This window comes from Chitinibacter sp. GC72 (assembly GCF_009760905.1).
In the GTDB taxonomy this organism is placed as follows: Bacteria; Pseudomonadota; Gammaproteobacteria; order Burkholderiales; family Chitinibacteraceae; genus Chitinibacter.
This window is the reverse complement of the sequence record NZ_VIRW01000004.1, coordinates 137,262-156,614: the sequence shown is the minus strand read 5'-3', so window position 1 is coordinate 156,614 and position 19,353 is coordinate 137,262. Positions and strand designations below refer to the sequence as shown.

The 19,353-nt window shown below is 54.7% G+C and carries 18 protein-coding genes; 10 read left to right on the top strand and 8 right to left on the bottom strand.

Annotated features, from left to right (window positions below; translation table 11 throughout):
* Nucleotides 1-49: 49 nt before the first annotated feature.
* From FLS37_RS05630 to FLS37_RS05605, 6 genes are all read right to left on the bottom strand, one after another.
* Entirely contained in the window at nucleotides 50-1,672 is a 1,623-nt protein-coding gene (locus FLS37_RS05630; protein WP_198314499.1) for a hypothetical protein, read from the bottom strand.
* Nucleotides 1,662-2,366: a hypothetical protein gene (locus FLS37_RS05625; RefSeq protein ID WP_157314976.1), complete on the bottom strand. Its 705-nt coding sequence runs from the start codon at nucleotides 2,364-2,366 to the stop codon at nucleotides 1,662-1,664. Before FLS37_RS05625 ends, FLS37_RS05630 begins: the two co-directional genes overlap by 11 nt.
* Nucleotides 2,367-3,291: 925 nt before the next feature.
* Nucleotides 3,292-3,753 carry a hypothetical protein gene (locus tag FLS37_RS05620; protein WP_157314975.1) on the bottom strand — a complete coding sequence of 154 codons (462 nt, stop codon included), beginning with the start codon at nucleotides 3,751-3,753 and terminating at the stop codon, nucleotides 3,292-3,294.
* Nucleotides 3,754-4,202: 449 nt separating this feature from the next.
* Entirely contained in the window at nucleotides 4,203-4,934 is a 732-nt protein-coding gene (locus tag FLS37_RS05615) for a DUF2278 family protein (RefSeq protein ID WP_157314974.1), read from the bottom strand.
* A 457-nt stretch (nucleotides 4,935-5,391) separates the two neighbouring features.
* Entirely contained in the window at nucleotides 5,392-6,636 is a 1,245-nt protein-coding gene (sstT, locus tag FLS37_RS05610; protein ID WP_157314973.1) for a serine/threonine transporter SstT, read from the bottom strand.
* 211 nt (nucleotides 6,637-6,847) lie between these two features.
* The gene (locus FLS37_RS05605) at nucleotides 6,848-7,474 is read right to left on the bottom strand and encodes a hypothetical protein (protein ID WP_157314972.1); all 627 of its coding nucleotides are present in this window, start codon (nucleotides 7,472-7,474) and stop codon (nucleotides 6,848-6,850) included.
* A 505-nt stretch (nucleotides 7,475-7,979) separates the two neighbouring features.
* On the opposite strand from FLS37_RS05605, the gene FLS37_RS05600 reads away from it, so the two are divergent.
* Nucleotides 7,980-8,291: a hypothetical protein gene (locus FLS37_RS05600; protein ID WP_157314971.1), complete on the top strand. Its 312-nt coding sequence runs from the start codon at nucleotides 7,980-7,982 to the stop codon at nucleotides 8,289-8,291.
* 29 nt (nucleotides 8,292-8,320) lie between these two features.
* On the opposite strand, the gene FLS37_RS05595 is transcribed toward FLS37_RS05600, so the two are convergent.
* Nucleotides 8,321-9,037 carry a glutathione S-transferase family protein gene (locus FLS37_RS05595; protein WP_157314970.1) on the bottom strand — a complete coding sequence of 239 codons (717 nt, stop codon included), beginning with the start codon at nucleotides 9,035-9,037 and terminating at the stop codon, nucleotides 8,321-8,323.
* A gap of 150 nt (nucleotides 9,038-9,187) precedes the next feature.
* Here FLS37_RS05595 and FLS37_RS05590 point away from each other — a divergent pair, with 150 nt between their 5' ends.
* The 9 genes from FLS37_RS05590 to FLS37_RS05550 all read left to right on the top strand — a co-directional run bounded on the left by FLS37_RS05590 (nucleotide 9,188) and on the right by FLS37_RS05550 (nucleotide 18,998).
* Complete coding sequence (locus FLS37_RS05590) at nucleotides 9,188-10,036, top strand: GyrI-like domain-containing protein (RefSeq protein ID WP_157314969.1); 849 nt, start codon at nucleotides 9,188-9,190, stop codon at nucleotides 10,034-10,036.
* A gap of 152 nt (nucleotides 10,037-10,188) precedes the next feature.
* Nucleotides 10,189-10,959: an ABC transporter substrate-binding protein gene (locus FLS37_RS05585; RefSeq protein ID WP_157314968.1), complete on the top strand. Its 771-nt coding sequence runs from the start codon at nucleotides 10,189-10,191 to the stop codon at nucleotides 10,957-10,959.
* A gap of 95 nt (nucleotides 10,960-11,054) precedes the next feature.
* Complete coding sequence (locus FLS37_RS05580; RefSeq protein WP_157314967.1) at nucleotides 11,055-12,200, top strand: acyltransferase; 1,146 nt, start codon at nucleotides 11,055-11,057, stop codon at nucleotides 12,198-12,200.
* A 9-nt stretch (nucleotides 12,201-12,209) separates the two neighbouring features.
* A complete protein-coding gene (locus FLS37_RS05575) occupies nucleotides 12,210-12,527 on the top strand; it encodes a hypothetical protein (protein ID WP_157314966.1) in 318 nt (105 codons plus the stop codon).
* Nucleotides 12,528-12,828: 301 nt separating this feature from the next.
* Nucleotides 12,829-14,793 (top strand): FimV family protein, encoded by a 1,965-nt coding sequence (locus tag FLS37_RS05570; protein WP_157314965.1) that lies wholly within the window; start codon nucleotides 12,829-12,831, stop codon nucleotides 14,791-14,793.
* A 115-nt stretch (nucleotides 14,794-14,908) separates the two neighbouring features.
* Nucleotides 14,909-15,850: a hydroxymethylbilane synthase gene (hemC, locus tag FLS37_RS05565; RefSeq protein WP_157314964.1), complete on the top strand. Its 942-nt coding sequence runs from the start codon at nucleotides 14,909-14,911 to the stop codon at nucleotides 15,848-15,850.
* The gene (locus FLS37_RS05560; protein WP_157314963.1) at nucleotides 15,843-16,622 is read left to right on the top strand and encodes a uroporphyrinogen-III synthase; all 780 of its coding nucleotides are present in this window, start codon (nucleotides 15,843-15,845) and stop codon (nucleotides 16,620-16,622) included. Before hemC ends, FLS37_RS05560 begins: the two co-directional genes overlap by 8 nt.
* 136 nt (nucleotides 16,623-16,758) lie before the next feature.
* On the top strand, nucleotides 16,759-17,802 hold the full coding sequence (locus FLS37_RS05555) for a uroporphyrinogen-III C-methyltransferase (RefSeq protein ID WP_157314961.1): 1,044 nt from the start codon (nucleotides 16,759-16,761) through the stop codon (nucleotides 17,800-17,802).
* Nucleotides 17,799-18,998, top strand: a complete 1,200-nt coding sequence (locus tag FLS37_RS05550; protein WP_157314960.1) for a heme biosynthesis HemY N-terminal domain-containing protein — start codon at nucleotides 17,799-17,801, stop codon at nucleotides 18,996-18,998. Before FLS37_RS05555 ends, FLS37_RS05550 begins: the two co-directional genes overlap by 4 nt.
* Nucleotides 18,999-19,047: 49 nt before the next feature.
* On the opposite strand, the gene FLS37_RS05545 is transcribed toward FLS37_RS05550, so the two are convergent.
* Nucleotides 19,048-19,191: a hypothetical protein gene (locus FLS37_RS05545; RefSeq protein WP_157314959.1), complete on the bottom strand. Its 144-nt coding sequence runs from the start codon at nucleotides 19,189-19,191 to the stop codon at nucleotides 19,048-19,050.
* Nucleotides 19,192-19,353: the final 162 nt, after the last annotated feature.

Below are 19,353 nucleotides of genomic sequence, written 5' to 3'. Positions count from 1 at the left end.
CATAAGAAAGCCTCGCATGTGCGAGGCTTTTTACATCAAACGTGTTGAACTAGCCTGATAAGTATTCGAGTAATTCTGCCGTAGCAGCATTTTTCATTAATCGAGCTCTTACTGTGCCTACGTTATATATTTTTTGAATTAAAGATTCTTCAGTATTTGAATGAAGGTCCTCGATTGTGAGAATTCCTGCTTTTTTTAGAGAACTCTTTTGCCAGTCAGTAAGCATTTCTAATACATCAATCGATTTACTCAGCATAGAATTTAAAGATTCTTTATAGCTGATTTCATTAATTACTTTGGTGCTAATATCCTTGATATCATCATAGGCTGCATGTGTTCTTCCAAACTCTGGGAATTTCTTTAGCGACAATGACTTATAGAAATCGATTGATTCAGTATGTGGATTACTTTCAAGTGCAATAATGCATCCATATTTCACCTCATATCTTACACCCAATTCTGATCTGGTGGCTCTAATACTTGAGTCTACTTTCTTCACAATTCCAGTATATGTTAGTAGCCTTAAAGATTCTTTAACCGATTCAGGTGCGTCTTTATGAATCCAGAAGTAGATGCTTGATTCATTCTGCTCTTTTTCTTTACGGTTTGAGTTTAGGCGCTCAATTGCAGGTATGACCTGCTTCTCAAGGAAATCCCTTCCCCAATCGATTAGCTTTTTGTGGCCTTTATATTTATCACCGAGCTCTGTATGTTCAGACCAGATTTGACCTCGGTAGAAATCCTTAATTAGCTTATTTATCGAAGAAGTGTTGAACCTTTCCATTTCTTGAATCGTCTTTAGCAAAATTCTTGGGTTGCCTCCACAAGAAAATGCAAGGGTGTTAAATATTTCAAGATTTGAATCTATGGCATTTTTAAGTTGGGGATCTGCTTGTTTGTCGACAATTTCTTTAAAATATGACAGGTAATTTGAGTCTTTAATGTTTCTGTCTATCTTTCTGTAAATGCAATCATGGGTTGGCTCAAAGGAATCCCCGAAATAAGTGACGCCCGGATAAATTGCAGCATTGCATGTAATATATGGCGATCGAAGATCTTTGAATAGACTAAAAAACTGACGTTGCTGTTCAGGCCTAAATACATGGGCCGCTTCGTCGAAGAAAAAGTATATCCTTTGCAATTTGTTTTCTTTGCAAATGTGTTCTATTGCATCTTTTACATCTTCAATATCTGGAAGTGCTGCTAAATTTATATTTCCTTGATCTTTATATGACTCTTCAAATTGAGTCACAATCTTCCGTAGGTTTTTCTCTACTCCATCATTGTTACTACTTTCATCGTTGCTTAGTAAATTTGCTGTATATGTTGAAACGACTAATCCATTTTTTCTTAATTTATTAGTAAGTGCTTTTAGTGTCTTTGCGAGCATCCAATGATAAAATTGCAATGGGTCATTGGTTGTAATTAGTGAGCTTATGTTGAAAGAAACAAAAACAGGTAGATACTCTTTGTTTTCAACTTCAATTTGAAGTTCAGCAATCTTCATTAGAAATGATTTGCCAGTTCCTCGCGACCCCTCTAATAAACACGGGTCAGCTAATTTTAACGATTTTACAATTTGTTCGTCAGTGCTATTCATGACCGAAAGTTGCAGAATTTCTTCTGGTTTAATGCTTTCAGTCCTTAAATAAAAACGATTTTCATTGTTCATTTTTCTTATCCAGTAGTTTAGAAATTCCGATGTTATACCCTAGTTCTTCTCGAATAAAATCAAGTGAATCTCGTTCGTGTTGCGAAAATCCGTGATAGTATCTGCAACACATTAGTGAAATTATATTTTCGAACACATCGCCATGTGCTTTTATAAATTGATCTAGCAAGATATTGTTATACTTGAGCTGCGCTCCATGTATACTCCATGTTTCACTATTCCCATGAACAAATTCAGATAATAATCGATAGTTCCTTTTTGTATTTTCTCTTATTTCAGATATCGATTCTGTTAATTCGGGCGCAAATGCTTTTGCAAACCTTTTAGATAGGATTCCATTATCCTCGTCAGCTATTGCTGACCACTTAATGTCGCATTTTCCGTTTAGCCATTCATTTAGTTCCATTTTATAGATCGAGAAGTATATGCATCCTAAACCCATTTCGAAAGCTAGCCTTAACGAAGATAAAGCTTGACGATACATTCCAAAAGTCGCGCATAAAATAGCTGATTCTAATTGATTGCAAACATTTGATATTATTTTTCTTTCAGATTCATCTTTAATTAATTGTGAGAACTCATGAATGCAAGCAATGTAATGATGGCATTTTCCAAGCCTTGCATCTTCCAGCGTTTCCTCAAAAATTGAGTTTGCTCCACTTCTAAGCGTTTCTAAATATTCATTGATTTTCATGAATTAACCTATTTTGTGAAAAATCATGTGCATGTGGCAACATCGCTTTGATCTGATGTATGCCGTTCATCGGTTTGCAACATCTTATCTAATTGAAAAATCAACGTCAGCTAATTGTTGGAAAAATGTTAGCTTTGTTGATCAAATGCGGATCTGGCGGTAGGCCACGGTATGGCGTGCGGTAGGTTTGTGTTTGAGCGGGATGGGCGGCTGTGCGCCGCGGGGTTTGGGTGCGCGTGCCGCCGCGCAGACGGGAAGGGGTATTTGCTTCGCCAAATACCCCTTCACCCCAAAGGCGACCCCTCATCAAGTTTTGCTGCGCAAAATGCCCTCGCTGCGGACAATCGGCAAGGCGGCGGGCTTTAACAAAACAGAGCCCGCCGAATTCCCTTGCCGCTTGTTTACCCCAAGGGCACAGCCTGCGCTAAGGCAACAAGTTGCCAAGCTACGGCATGCCTCGCTCGGCTTGATGACAGGGGAAACCGTGCAGTTCAACGATTGCGGCATATACCCGCCACGGTGTTGTTTTGAAGATTATTATTTGATTGGCTTTAGTAGATATACCCCTGCCGTAGTTAGCACGGATTGCCCGTGGAGACGCGCCGCTTTAAAAAGTCATGGCGAGGTTTTAAGCCGCGATTTGTTTGAGCCACGCGACGTTAGCGCGTGGCGAGTTGAAGCGGCGCCTCGCCGTGGCTTTTTCAAGCGGGGTTTCGCGTCGATCGGGCGCGCAGGGGTTGTTAGGGGTTGGGCAAGACCAACCCCTAACTCGTCCGGCGGGCGAAACCGCCGGTTTACCACCTGCGCAGCAGGCTAGCTACACAGTGTCATATATACCTAGGTTGGTATATTGCCAAAGCCTATTGCTAGTAAAGCTTGCGAAGGCATACCTATGGATTATTCCGCCTCCGCCCGCACCCAAGCCTTAGCAAAATATCCGCCCCATGCCCCGTATGCCATTGAGTACACCCAGCAGAAACACCACATCCAGCGCGCACGATACGGCAATGCCGTAGAGCCGCCATAGCCGCTCGGTGCGATGCTGGCCGCGCCAGAGCTGGCTCCAGCTGAGTTTGCCGGCGGGCATCATTGGCACAATCAGGCCCCATTCAAACCAGCGGATCGGCACATACACCAGCAAATAGGCTAGCGCCTGCACGCCGGTGAGCTCGAGCACCATGGCATGCAAGGCCGCCATCGGGATGCCAACGCCAAAGCCGATCAGCAGCCGGATAATGCCGAGTTGAAGGCTGCGCTGGCGTATGGCGTCGGCGCTGAGCTCGGGCCGCAGCCACGTCAGCCCCACGCCACACCACCAGCGATAGCCCAGCACTTTGGCCGTGCCGTAAATCAAGGTGCCTAGTAGTACACCGCCAATACCTTCCATCTTGCCCCCTTATCTTTGATCAGGCTCGGCCTGAGTGTTGTCGCTCAGTATGGTGGGCGAGCAGAGTGGCGACGGTAAGTTTTTGTAATCGGCGCGGTGCTCTGTGAAGCAGATTGCAGCTGGCACTGCTGGAGGCGGGTCGTGGCCTGGCTGTCGCAGCTGCTAAAGCTGGCTACGTTGGCCGTATTTGATTTTTCACCGTCTGCTGGCGCAGGGTGTTTATCCGGCGGATTGGGCGGGCTGATGATATGGCGTATTGCCGTTGCGCGGCGTATGTATGCGCCTGAGAATTCAAACCCCGCTCAGGGATCAAGCCTGATACCCTTGATGGTATTGCCATGAAGATTAGGTATAGATTGACTTTGCCGGATATACCCATACAGACGTTTGGCAGGATGAGCTGTGGGTGTGCTGCACAGGGGTTGGGCTAGGCCAACCCCTGGCTGGGCTTAGGCTGGTGTGGCTGCGGTTTCGCTTTGCTGCGTGCTGCACACGCCGTTGACGCAATTGCCGTTGCTATCGGTTTGCAGACATTGGCCGTCAAACATAAAGAAGAAAGCGTTGGCGCTGCCGTCGCTGTTCAGAATAAACAGCGCACCGTCCTGATAGATGCCGTTGTCGCGGCATTGCTCCTGGCTATCTGGCGTGCCTTGATTCAGATGCACGTCGTCCATGCCGCGCGGGGGCAATTGGCTGTTGGTTTGCGCGCGTTCGCGGCCATAGCGTGATTCATTGCTGTTGTCGTTGTCATCGTAGTAAGTGCCAAACACCACGAGTGAGGCGCCTACGCTGAGTGCGGCCGATAGCTGGCTGCCGATCTGGTCGGCCGAGCTGGCTGTGCTGCTTTGCCAGGCGGTCACGATGGGGGCAAACAGGCTTTGGCGCAGCAGATCAAGCGCGCCGGTGCCTGGCTGGCTGCTCAGGGCCTGAAAACCGGGGTTGCTGCCGCCTGCGGCGGTCAGAATGTTTTGCATATCACTGCTGGCGATGCTGGCGTTGGACAACACCACATTCGGATTGCTGCTGCTTTGCGAGTCGATGTTGATCTGATAATTTTTCTGGCCGTCGCTGCCGAGCAGGTTGAAGTGCGATAGCCCCGAGTAGGACGAAGTGTGCGTGCCTTCCACATCGGTGACTTGCAGTTGCAAAATGCCGTAGGTTTTATTGGCGGGAAATGGCATCAATGGCTCCTGATTAAGATTGAATCACGAATCAATATGCATATGGCATATTGCATCCCACATTGGCAGCCAATTACCCAGGCGGCAAGTTTGACGTTGGGATTTCTGCGCAGGCTTGACATGTTTACAACAGCAGCACCAGCGGCCGCCCAGAATCAAAGCTCGGCTTCTGCACTGGCATTTAGCCATATACCTGCCTTGGTGTTGCCACAGAAGTATTGATAAAGCTGACATTGGTGGCTATACCCCTAGCTTTGCGGTAATACGCTCAAGACCTGCCGATCGGGTTGATCAATGACTACGGCGAAAAACTGGTGTAGAGAGTTATGCCATTAAGAAAGATGGGGGAAATCAACACCCCATACACACATTGCCGCATCTGATGGCAGACTGATGCAACACACGCAAAAAAGCCCCGCATTCGCGAGGCTGTGGCTTGCCGATACGGCGGCGGGTTTTAGGCGCGTTCGCTGGCCAATTCGCTGCGTGCTTCGCTGGCGCTTTCGACGGCCATGCATGCGGCAGCGGTGAATACCACGTCGGTGGAGCTATTGAGAGCAGTTTCGGCTGAATCTTGCACCACGCCGATGATAAAGCCAACGGCCACCACCTGCATGGCCAGATCGGCATTCATGCCAAACAGGCTGCACGCCAGCGGGATCAGCAGCAGCGAGCCTCCGGCCACGCCTGATGCGCCGCACGCGCCGATGGCCGAAATCACGCTCAGCAGCAAGGCGGTTGGCAGATCGACCTGGATACCCAGGGTATGCACCGCAGCCAGAGTCAGCACGGTGATGGTAATGGCCGCACCGGCCATATTGATGGTGGCACCCAGCGGGATCGAGACCGAATATGTGTCTTCATCCAGCCCCAGCTTTTGGCACAAGGCCAGATTCACCGGAATATTGGCCGCCGAGCTGCGGGTAAAAAAGGCGGTCAGCGCGCTTTCGCGCAAACACATCAGCACCAGCGGGTAAGGGTTGCGGCGCGTCACCAGAAAGACGATCAGTGGGTTCACCACCAGCGCCATCAATACCATCGCGCCCACCAGCACCAGCAGCAGGTGCGAGTAGCCCAGCAGCGATGACAGCCCGGTGGTGGCCACGGCTTCGGCCACCAGACCAAACACGCCAAACGGCGCAAAGCGGATCACCATTTGCACCACTTTACTCACCGCGCCCGCCAGATCATCCAGCACCTGTTTGGTGCTGGCGCTGGCGCGCTGCAAAGCCAGACCCAGCGCCACGGCCCAAGCCAGAATGCCGATGTAATTGCCGCTGGAGAGCGCCTTGACCGGGTTATCAAAAATCTGGAACAGCAGCGTGCGCAATACTTCGCCAATCCCGCCCGGCGGCGTGGTGCCACTGGCTGGCGCCACCAGCGTGAGCGTTGACGGAAACATAAAGCTGGCCATCACGCCGATCAGCGCTGCGCTCAAGGTACCGAGCAAATACAGCACAATCACGCCCCGCATCTGCGTTTGCGCGCCCTGTTTTTTGCCCGCAATGGCGTGCATCACCAGCAGGAAAACCAGCACCGGCGCAACCGCCTTAAGCCCGCTAACAAAAATCGACCCCAGCAGCGCTGCTTGCTGCCCCGCCGCCGGAAAGAACACTGCCAGCGCAATCCCGGCCAGCATCCCGAATACGATCTGCAGCACAATATTGCCCTGCAGCAGCTTATCTATCATCACCTTGAACATCTGCCCACCTCCATTGACTGCTTGCCATGCCCAATCAGGCTGGCGCGCATTGATGGGCGTATCAGACCATGCCGCTGAGTTTGTAAGAATTAGGGCTTGCACCAATCAGGCCAAATAGTTTGCGCCAGCGCAAACTGGGCAGGCATACAGGCGGGAGCTACGGGGTGAACGCAGGCCTAAAGAGGCATTCCGAGCGCGCATGCGCAGCAGATCAGGGTAGGTTAATCCAGTCGCCGTAGCGAAAGCTCGGATCTTGCTCCAGATATTTGCCGGATATCAGCTTCACCGTGGTGGTTAGAATTTTGGGCTTTTGCGCGCCATCCATCGTGGCCATAAATAGCTGATCTTTCCCCACCAGATCGGCCGCTTCCGGATAGGGCTCCACTTGCTCGACGGTGTATTGCACGCCAATCAGCGTTTGCTCGTTCAGCCGCATTGACGATTGTGCCGCCACAATGTCTTTGAGCTTGAGTTCTTTGGCCATGCAAAACTGCCCTGACAGGCCTTTGGCGCCCTCAGGGTTTTCCTGATATAGCGCCTGCCCTTTGCTGGTGAGGACAAATTCATACGCTTGCTCGCCCGATGGGCTAATGGTCGGTTTTTTCACAATCAGCCCCATTTCCTGATGCTGACCGCACTGCATACAGCTCGAACGACTATCTGCCAGCTGCGTGAGCGGGTATTCCGCATACGCGCTCACGCAGCGCGACGCCGCCAAGTCGTGATTCAGGCCCTGGGTAATTTCGGCCAGATTATTTTTGGCATCGCTACTGACCTTGCCACACGCAGTCAGCGCCAACGCTGCTGCGGCCAGCAAAACTGATTTTTTTAAATTCATACACCGTCCAATCTGCATTTGAGTGAAAGAGCCACGCGCTCGTTGGCTGCCCAATCCGGCCCATTGCTATACACCATCTGTACCGCCCCTAGCACAAGAGCGCAGGCTAAAGAGCGGCCATCTTGCCCACGCTGTCGGGCCAGCGCAAACAAAGCTGACTTTATGTGTTGGCATGTCGTTATATATCGACAGATTAACGTCGCCCGTAGCCAGATTCCGCGAGCTGGCTCGGGGGCGAGGCAGCTTCATCATCAAGTCGCTTGCGCGCCTGCAATTGCAGGCCAAACATCAACAAACGCCAATCAGCCTGCACTCACTTTTTAGAAGGCAATGGGTATTGTCATTTAAGTATGACTAATCATTAGTTGTGGGCTTATACATGGCATGGGTATATTGCGATTGCCGTTTAACTGCCCATCGCGCTGTCGGCTCTGGTTTGTGGCTGGCTGCGGGTCTAGCGTTAAAGCCGCTGTGGCGCGGTGCCACATGGCTTAAGGAGAAAATCATGATGATCGCTCGCTGGAGTATTGATGTGCGTTTCGGGCATAAAGCCGAGGCGGTGGGGCTGATGCAGCAGTGGTTGCGCGAGATTGGCAGCCAGATTGGCTGGACGCCAGACAAGGTACGCCTGCTCTGTGGCTCGGTGGGCGCCAATGAATCCTTGCTGGTCTCCGAGCTGCAGGTGGCCGATCTGGCCGAGCTCAATGCGGCATGGGACAAGTTGGGCCAGATTGCCGCACATCAGGCCTGGGGCAAAGCACTGGAGCCACACATTGTCTCGGGTACCCCACGCTGGGAAATTTTCCGCGTACTGTAGGCCGCGCACGCGGGGCGATGTAAGAAAGCCTAGGCAGGCAGGCTGTCGGCATGGGGAAAGTACAGCATATTCATGCGGTACACATAGGCTTTAAGCGTGTCGTGGCTTTCGGCGGCAGCTCGCAGCGTTGAGTCAAAGGCCGGGCATAGCGCGGTGCTGACAAAGGCGTAGGCGCTGGCGTCAAAGCCGCACGGCTTGTCACCCAGCAGAAACGGTTTATTGCCCAGCAGCGTGGCCAGCGCAGCCAAACCCCGCTGCGCCAGCTCTGCACGTTCAGCGTCGCTATGTCGCCCCATGCCCTGCGCGTTCAGCGCGGCGAGCATTTTCTTGCGCACCAGCATGCGCGCCAGTGGGCGGATAGGCCACGGCATACCGTCAAATATCCGCCGCGTGGCCGAATTGAAATTGTGATCAACGGCCCAGCGGGCGTGAACACCCAGCCAGTACAGATGATCTTCAAGCATTTTTTCTACCGCCCAGCCCAGCGCCAATTGCTCGGCCGAGTAGCCGCCAGAAAAATCGCAGCCGTGCTGTTGCTCCAAGTGCAGGCGGATAAAGCTGGAGTCGGCAATCCGCTGCTCGCCATCCTGCAGCCAGGGCAGCTTGCCTTTGGGTGCGCCTTTCATGCCCTGACGGCGGGTTTCAAAAGGCAGGCCACTCATTTTCAGCAGTAGCAACGTTTTGGTCACAAAGGGGCTCAGATCGGGCAGGCCAAAGGCGTGGCCAAAAACGTTGAGGGTGAGCATGGCGAGGGATACCGGCGGAAATTAAAACAACAAATTAAATGAGAATTACTAACAAAGTCAATCTTGGTGTCGCCACCCGGGCTGGCCGCACCGTAAAATGCGCAACAATCATCAATTCGCTCTCACTATGCTGTCCGGCATGGAGACATCATGAAGAAAACCGCCACCCTGCACGATTATTCCCGCCGCCTGCAGCGCGTGCTGGGACTGATCTGGCAGCACCCGCAGCAAACCTATTCGCTGGATCAGCTGGCCGAGGCAGCGCATTTTTCGCCCTATCATTTTCACCGCATTTACCGCGAAATGATGGGTGAAAGCCTCGGTATGACGCAGCAGCGCTTGCGTTTGCTACACGCCGCGCGTGCCTTGGGCAAACCGGGCGAGCTGCCGCTGAGCCGACTGGCGCAGCAAACGGGTTACGGTAGCAGTGCGGCGTTTGTCCGCGCCTTTGCGGCCAGCTACGGGCAAACGCCCGGCGCGTATCGGCGTGAACGCTTACTGATGCTCCATCGTCATCATCAACAGGAGAGCACAATGTATCAGGTTCGCATTCACACACAGGATCAGCCGCTGCCGTTGGGCATTTGCCACCATCAGGGGCCGTATATCCAGATTGGCGAGGCCTTTGCCAAGCTGCAACTGACTAAAACCACGCTACCAGTAGCGTTGCCACTGGGCTGGTTCGGGCTGTATTTTGATGACCCGCAATCGGTCGCGCCCAGCGAGCTGCGCTCGGCGGCGGCGCTGACGGTGCGCACAGGCGAAGCGCTACCCGATGGCGTCGAAGCCTTTGCCATCCCGCCGGGGCGATACGCCATCATCGAGCATCTTGGCCCGTATAGCGAGCTGGAGCAGGCGTATCAGTGGCTCTATGGTATCTGGCTACCCAGCAGTGGAGAGCAACCGGGGTATGTTCCGTTGATCGAGCATTATATTAATCTACCCATAGATACCCCACCCAATGCGCTACGGACGGAAATCTGGCTGGCTCTGCAGTAAAGCCCATGGAGTGAGCTGAGCACACTGCGTATGACCAATGCGCGCACTCAAGCCCGCAAATGGTCCAATCGAATGAGGGGCAGCAATCTATACTGCTGTGCATGCAAGGCTGTGTATCACCTAGGGTGTGCATCACGTCACAGGGGTTGAAGATGCTGCTGCCAATCAGGCTGTTTGTTCCGGGTTTGCTGCTGTGCGCGCTCTCGCTGGTGCACTCAGCGGAGCAGATTCCGCTTTATACCTATTACGACGAGCCGCCGTTTGCGCTTGATCAGCCGGGCAATCTGACCGCGCAGCTGGCCAGCTGGCTAAGCAGTCATTCGGCCGGGCGCTATCAGTTTGTGCCGGTGCAGTTGCCGCGCAAACGGCTGGATCTGGTGATCGGGCAGCAGCCGCAATGGCGCGGGGTGGTGGTGTGGGCGAATCCGGTGTTTTTCCATGATGCTATGCAGAGCAAGTATCGCTGGTCCAAGCCATATATGCAGGATGTGAATCTGGTGGTTAGCCATCGCAGCAAGCCGGTGGTGTTTAAAAATGCGGCGTCCTTGCATGGTTTGCGCGTCGGCGCGGTGACGGGCCGCCAGCTGGAAGACTTCGAGGCCGATATTGCGGCGGGGAAAATCACGCGGGAAGACGCCAACAGCGTGCTGAGCAATCTGAAAAAGCTCAAGCTGCGGCGCATTGATGCCACGTTTATCTCGGCCAGCTCGCTGGGACGTTATCGCCAGTCGATCAGCGATCTGGATGACTGGCTGTATATCGCACCTACGCCGCGTGCTGTTGTTGCGCGACATTTTTTTATCGCCCCCAATCAAGCGTCGCTGCTCGACTTTCTGAACGAGATGACAAAGCAGTTGCCCAAAGATGCGCAGTGGAAGATGCTGTTTAAAGATTTACAGATAGCCAACCGCCATGCCCGCTAGTGGCGCTTGATGACCGCCCAGTCAATTGATTCTCCCTTTCCTGACGGCTTGCGCCTAAAATGCGCTCTTTGTTTCAGCGCTAAATCCCACGTCGCATGAGTTCTGCTGCTCCCCAACGTTTTGTCGTCCTCGATAGCTTTCGAGGCTTGTGCGCCGTCTCGGTGGTGCTGTTTCATCTGCACCTGTGGCAAAGCATGGGTGAATGGCGATTTTTCCGCTCGGCCGGCTTGCTGGTGGCGTTCTTTTTTGTCCTTAGCGGCTTTGTGCTGGCGCATCGCTATCACCAGCAAGTGATGAATGGCGCGGGCTGGCGCGATTTCATGATTAGCCGCAGCTGCCGCATTCTGCCCCTGCATCTGGCCACGCTGCTGCTGATCAGCGTGTTGATGCTGCTGCGTCCACTGCTATTTGACGTCCCGCTGGCGCAATTGCCCGGCTTGTTCTGGCACGATGATCTGCAGCAGCAATGGTTATATAACGCCTTGCTGCTGCAGGCCTGGTGGCCCAAGGCCAGCCTGTTTTCTTTCAATGGCCCGGCGTGGAGCATCAGCGTTGAATATTACATTTACGTCGTCTTCGGGCTGATCGTGCTGCTGGCGCGGCGACGCAGTATCTGGGCCTACGCGAGCATGGTGCTGCTCGGCTCGCTAGCCACGGCTTGGCTGGCACCCAAAATTGCGCACAGCCCCGGCTTGCGCGGGCTGATCTGTTTTTTTCTCGGCGCAGCGGCGTATTCGCTGCACCTGCGCTGGCGCAATCTATCGCTGGGCAAGCACTGGATGACGGCGCTGGAAGGCGCAACACTGCTGGCGCTGTACTGGATGATTACGCTGAAATATCCGCACAAGGCGTATTGGGCCAGCTGGGGTTTTACTGCGGCGATTCTGGTCTTTGCCAGCGAGCGCGGGCAGATTTCCGCTTGGCTTAAGCAAAAAGCTTTCCTGCAGTTGGGCGAATGGTCGTTTTCGATTTACCTGATTCATTTTGTCTTGCTGTATCTGCTGAGTACCTTGCTGATGCATTTTCAACCCGAATGGTTCTGGCAGGTGGGCAAGGTGCGCTATATCCACACCGGCAGCGTACTGGGCAATAATCTGCTCTTACTCGCCATACTGGCGCTGGTGCTCGGGTGTGCACGGGCCAGCTATCGCTGGATCGAGCGCCCCGGCATGCGGCTGGGCAAGCGCTGGCAGCAATATCACGCCAGCCCCAAGCTGACACTGGCCAGCGTACGCGGCTAAAGGACTTTCATGCCTGCTTTTAAAATCCAACCCGATTTTGACGCCGCTGCACTGGGGCTGAATGAGGCGGAAAGCGCGGTCTACCGGCTACTGTGTTCGCGCCGCCAGTGCACCAGCGCCGAGCTGATCAAACACGGCCGGGTGCATCACCCGCAAGCGATTGTCGAGGCGATTAACGAGCGGTTGATTGCGGCCGGGAGCGTCTGGCTGATTTTATGCAGCAGCAATCGCACCCCGATGGCCGGGCCAACCCAATCCATGCGTACGCCACTGGCTTATTATCGGCTGCGCTGTACGCAGCATTTTGCAAGTAGTACAAAAGCATAAACTGCACATTGGCTAATCGCAGCAAAAATCAAATGCAGCAAGCCATGTATATGCCTGCAGACCAATAAAAATAACACCTACAAAGACATACCTGCCATACGTATAAACAATGGCAGCCTAAAGTAAACAGAACTCAAAAAATACTCAGTTTAAAATAGGCGTTCACGCTTAATTGAATTAGAGCTTCATTATTTAATTATGTAGATTTGCATAAACCTTTCAAATATAAGGTTTTATGTGTCATAAAGGCTTTATTCTGGTATAAAACGCCATGCTGAATGCCAATTGAACAATGCGCGCCATGACTTCCATCACATTTCCTTGCCGAACACGGATCGCCAGCAGCCTGGCATTGATCGGTTTTCTACTGCCCATGTCCAGCCAGGCCCTCACTTTGGGCGAGCTGGAACTGCAATCGTACGTCGGGCAGCCGTTTCGCGCAGCAGTGCCTTACAAGACGCATAGTGGCGAAACGCTCACCGCAGACTGCCTGAAGATCACGGCAGCCAGTAGCACCGATCTACCCGGACTGGAGCGCGCCAGCATTGGCCTGAACAGCCACAATGATCGCGGTGGCCTGATCCATATCGCCTCGCAACAAATGATTGGCGAGCCCACGATCGCGTTCGGGATTCAGATTGACTGTAGCGGCCTGCAATTGACGCGCAATTTCACCGCCTTTCTGAATATTGCACCGGCTGGCGAGCCACCGGCGCCAACGCAACTCAAGCGCGCCGACACCAGCGCCGCCAGTAATTTGCCCAACCGCGACCCGCAAATTCTGACCGCCCGCAGCAATACCACGCTGGCCGAATTGACCAAACGCTACTACCCGCGCGGCACGCCGCAATACCCGCGCTACCTGAACAAGCTGATCAGCGTCAATCCCGGCTACGACGCCAATACGCCGATTGCCGCAGGCACCGAGCTCGTCATTCCGGATCTGCTCAAATCGGTCAAAAAACCTCGCCCGCCGGTGGCCAAAGCCGAATCAGGGCTGTTACGGCTGGACGGCGAAGCCCTGTCACCAGCCAAACCCAAGGCCGTCGCCGCCAGCAGCAGCGACTACACGCGCGAGCTGGAGCAAAAGGTCAAAGACCTGAATGAATTGCAGGCCAAAATTCAGCTGGAAATCGCCCAGCTGAATTTGCGGCTGGCGCAAATGAACAGCCTGATCGCCAGCGATGTTGCTGCCAGCATGGTCGCCCCGGCGCCTGCTGCCCCCGCCATCGCCAGTGCTATCACCAGCGCGGTCAGCACCGCACAGCCTGCCAGCAGGCAAGCTCAGGCCCAGCCGGAAGCGGCCCCCAGCCCGGCTCAAGCCAGCGAGAACACCGACTGGATCTGGTGGCTGGCAGGGACTACAGGGCTGGCCATCATCGCAGCAGCGATTGCCCTGCTGGTACGACGCAAACGCAATATATCCTGGCATGAAGATGATTTAAGTGTGCAGGACACCAGCCATTTTGGCCCCAACCCCGTTCCCCGCACGGCAATGGGCTTGCTCAGCAAAAACACCATGATGTCGATGCTGCATCTGGGTGGCAGCAATCAGGGCATCGAAGTTGAAGAAGGCATCGGCAATGATATGGCTCGGGCGCAAATGCTGATTGCGCGGGGCGAGACGCTGGAAGCGATTGATGTGCTGTACCACTGCATCGACGAAGACCCGATGGATATTGAAAACTGGCTGATGCTGTTCCGCCTGTTCCGCCAGCAAGGCATGAAAACCGAATACGCACATCTGGCGCAGAATCTGAAAATGATCGAGCACGATGCCGCCGACTGGGAGCTGGTACGCAATATCGGCGCCAAGCTGGATCCGGAAAACCCGCTGTATTTGCGCGAGCCACCCAAATCGACGTTTGAACACACCGCCAGCTATACCCACGCCTTTGGGCTGGATCAACCCGAAGCCAAGCCGGAGCTCAAACTCGATCTGGAAGTCCCAGTTAGCCCCGAATTGTCGATGATGGCCTCGCTGGCGCAGGCCAGTGCCATTCCGCCGCAATACGGCTCATTGCTGATCAAGCCCGAGCCAGAGGCACGGCAAGATCACACGATTGAGCTGCCTTCGCTGGACGCAGAGCATTCGCTGCCCGATTTGTCGGCGCTGAAAACCCAGGAGCAAGACGATGCGGTGCCGAGCTTTCAGGTTGAAGAGCTTGATCTGGCGGCGATCAGCGACACCCCGGACGAGCACACGTTCGATTTCACGCTCGACCCGCAGGATGACGCGGCCAACGATAAGAAAGACGCAATATAACACCTCCCCACCCCGGCCACGCAGCAGCAAGGCTGCGCTGGCTCGGCTCTGCTTTATTCCTCGGTGCATGCGCATGGTAAACTGCCGTCTTTGCCCATAATCCGAGGTGTGCCCGATGTCAGAATCCAACCATTTACGAAAAATCGTAATTGCTACTCGGGAAAGTCCTCTGGCACTCTGGCAGGCGCATTTTGTCAAAAACTGGCTGGAATCGACTTACCCAGAATTACAGGTTGAGCTACTGGGCATGACTACGCAGGGCGACCGCATTCTGGATGTCACGCTCAATAAAATCGGTGGCAAAGGGCTGTTTGTCAAAGAACTCGAGCAGGCCTTGCAGGATGGCCGCGCCGATCTGGCCGTGCACTCAATGAAAGACGTCCCGATGGTGCTGCCCGAAGGCTTTAGCATTGCCGCAATTGGCGAACGCGAGGATCCGCGCGACGCTTTTGTTTCCGCCAAGTATGCCAATCTCGATGAATTGCCGGAGGGCGCCATTGTCGGCACCGCAAGCTTGCGCCGCGAAAGCCAGCTGCGCATGCGCTACCCGCATCTCACCATCAAGCCGCTGCGCGGCAATGTGAATACCCGCTTGCGCAAGCTCGACGATGGCGAATTTGACGCGATTATTCTCGCTGCCGCCGGGCTCAAACGCTTGGGACTGGGCGATCGTATCCGCTGCGAATTGTCCCCAGAAGTCAGCCTGCCCGCACCGGGGCAAGGCGCACTGGGGCTGGAAATTCGCAGCGAGCGTAGCGATCTGGCCGCGCTGCTGGCCCCTTTCAATCACGCCGCCACCGCAGCGGCAGTCACCGCCGAGCGCGCACTCTCGCGCCGCCTCAATGGCTCGTGCCAGATTCCGCTGGCTGCCTACGCGACCAGCGATGATGGCTTTTTGCGCTTGCGCGGGCTGATTGCGCTGCCGGATGGCTCGCAAGTGGTAAGCGCAGAATCGAATGGCTCGTTTGCCGCCGCCGATGGACTGGGCCGCACGGTGGCCGATTTGCTGTGTACCGAAGGCGCGCGCGAGATTCTGCACCAGCTGGCGCATGACTGATTTCGCCATGCCGCCGCTGGCATCGCGCCGTTTGTGGGTGACGCGCCCGGCTGCGCAAGCCGCAGCCCTGAGCGCTGCGCTCGCCGAACAAGGCGCAGACGTGCTGCAATTTCCGCTATTGGAAATCGCCCTGCCGCAGGACGCCGCACCGCTGCGCGATGCGCTGGCGCGACTGGCCGATTACGATCTGGCCATTTTCATCAGCCCCTCGGCGATTGAAGCGGTGTTTGCCGAATTGACATCGGGCTGGCCAGCGCTGCCCGTGGCCGTGGTCGGCCCCGGTAGCGCCCAACGCGCCGCCGAGCTGGGTATCAGCCAGATTATCTGCCCAAGCACGCAATTTGATAGCGAGGGCTTGCTGGAACAGCTACGCAGGCCGCAGATGCCACAGCTGGCAGGCCAGCGCATCGTGATTTTCCGGGGTCAGGGCGGGCGTGATATTTTGCCCGCAGCACTACAGGCCGCCGGAGCCAGCGTCGAGCTGATCAGCAGCTACCAGCGGCTGGGCCCGCGCTGGAGTGCAAGCGAATTATTGACACAGCTTGATCGCGGCTGTGATGGTTTAATCATCTCCAGCTCGGAAGCCGCACAACACTTGTTCGCCTTAGGTGGAGAGCAAACGCGGCACAGGCTACAATCAGTACCATATTTCGCGCCGCATCCACGCATTATCAGCGCGCTGCAAGCGCTTGGTGCCGTGCAGACGCAGCTGACCGAAGCGGGCGACGCAGGCATCACCCGTTCGATTTGCCGCTACTTTGCGCCGAACTGAATGCTGCAGATCAGCACGATGGATCTGCCAGATGAAAAGCAAAAGTTGCGTGCGCCATTGCCGCGCCATGCTCGACAACTTTTGAAGTACTGACAGGATTTTCGCTTCGTTTTTCACCGGCCAGGTAAAAAAGCTCATGACCCAAGAAAACAACTCTGATTCACTCTCCGCTGCACTGCAAGTACCCCAGCGCCGTACCATGCCACAGCCCGCGCTGGTACTGGCTTTGGTGGCTATACTCTCTAGTGGTGGCGTCTGGCTATACCAGCAAAATGCCATGGAGCAGCTCAAGGCCGATCTGGCCAGCCAGCTGGGCAGCAACCAGAAACTGCAAAACGAGTTGCGCAGCAATCAGGCCCAGATGGCGCAAATCCAGCAGCAATTGCAGGTGCAGGTAGAAACCCAGGCCGGCAAGCTGGCCGAATCGGAAAGCCGCCAGGAGGCGCTCACCGGCATGTACGATATGCTGACGCGCACCGAATCAGTACATACGCTGGCCGAGCTGGAACAAATGCTCACCTTTGCCAGCCAGCAATTGCAATTGTCAGGCGATGTGAATCTGGCACTCACCGGGCTGACCAGCATCGACCAGCAGCTCTCGCGGCTTAATCGCCCCGAGCTGATCAGCGTGCGTCAGGCAGTGACCCGCGATATGGATGCGCTGAAAGCCACGCCGTATCTGGACGTGGTTGGCGTTACCGCCAAGCTCGACAGCCTGATCAGCAAAATCGACAAGCTGCCGCTGCTGATCGACGAAGGCCACGACACGCCGAAAAAACACACGCCCAATACCGAGACGCACAATACGGCGCAACAGCTGATCGCCGAGCTGTGGCATGAATTCAAGCAATTGATCCAGATTCGCCGCATGGATAAACCCGAAGCGGCGTTGCTGACGCCCGAGCAGGCTTTTTTCCTGCGCGAAAACATCAAGCTGCGCCTGCTGAGTGCTCGCTCGTCGGTACTACAGCGCAACGAATCAGCTTTCCGCACCGACATTAGTGCCATCCAGCGCTATCTGAACGATTATTTCGACGTACACATGCCCGCCACCCAGGGCGCTTTGCAGGTGCTCAAACAGCTGGAAGACCAGCAATTGAGCGTGGCCGTACCTGATCTGTCTGCCAGCCTGACCGCCGTGCGCAGCGCTCGCACAACGGCAGAAAGGGTGAAACCATGAAAGCACTGCTCTGGATTATCGGCCTGTTCTCGGTCGCAGTCGGCATGACGCTGTTTGCCCAGCTCAATACCGGCTATGCCCTGATTTTCCTGCCGCCATGGCGCATGGAAATCTCGCTGAATGTGTTTATTGTGTTGCTGATTGCCAGCGTGATTGCGCTGTATTTGCTGCTGCAAATGTTGGTTGAAATTGCCGGCCTGCCGCAGCGCGTGCGCCGCTATCAGGCCAATCAGGCGCGGGAAGCCTCGGTCAAGCTGGAGCGTGACGCGCGCATTGCCTTTTTTGAAGGACGCTTTCAGCGTGCAGCCCGGCTGGCCAGCGAAGCCATGCAAGCCAGTGCCCGGATTGGCGAGGATGATACCTTTGCCGTCAATGGCCTGCTCGCCGCCCGCGCCGCCCACGCCATGCGCGATTTTGCCCAGCGCGATACCTTGCTGCAGCAGCTCAAAGATCGTCTGGGCGATGGCCATCTGGCTACGCTGATGACTTGCGGCGAACTGCTGCTCGACGAGCGCCGCTTTGTCGAAGCAGGGCAGAATATCAGCGCTGCGCGCGAGCTGGCGCCCAAGCTAACGCACGCGATGAAGCTGGAATTGCGCCTGCGCCAGCGCGAGCAAAACCCAGAAGCGGTACTCAAACTGGTCGAGCAGCTGAGCAAAACCGATGCGCTGGATGCCGAACAGGCAGGCCATATCCGCGTGGCAGCGCAATTGCAATTGCTAAGGCAGCACCCGATGACACCGCTGGAATTGAAAGACTGGTGGAAAAAACTGCCGGGTAGCGAACAGCATCACCCGCAGCTGGCGCTGGCCGCAGCTCAGCGCTATATCGCTCAGGATGCGCAATTGCAGGCCAAGGAAACGCTGGAAAAAGCGCTGGAAGCCAACTGGCACCCCGAGTTACTGATGCCATATAGCCAGCTGGCGCTGGATTTGCCGCAGCAAATGGCGCAATTGCAGCAAGCCGAAAACTGGCTTAAATCGCATCCACGCGACGAGCTGCTGCTGCTGACGCTGGGCCGCTTGTGCCGCAAACGCGAGCTCTGGGGCAAGGCGCAAAGCTATTTTGAAGCCAGCATTGCCGTGAGCCCCAGCGCGATTGCACACGCCGAGCTGGCCGAATTGCTCACGCAGCTGGAGCGCGCCGACGAAGCCGCGCAGCACTATCGCGCCAGTCTGGCGCTGGCACTGAAGTAAATCTACTGACGCAAAAAAGGCTGCCGAGGCAGCCTTTTTTATTGCGGGTTTATTTCTGTTCAGTCTTGCTATCCACCTTGATCCATTCAAACGGCTTTTGCCCTGCCAACCGTTCAGCCAACGGTTTTTGTTGCTGCTTCTTGGCCTCTGCAGGGGTTGTCTTTGTTGGATTTTGTTCCTTCACTTCAGCCATTGGTATTGCCTCTTGTTCAATCTAGTACCACATTATGATCCACGCGCCTGCCCGGATAATTAGGGATATCCATAACAGGCTTACAAGTAAGCGCGAAAATTCACGCTTACAGACCATCAAGTTACCAGCTAATTGTTACGTTTTATTGACAAGTACCATCAT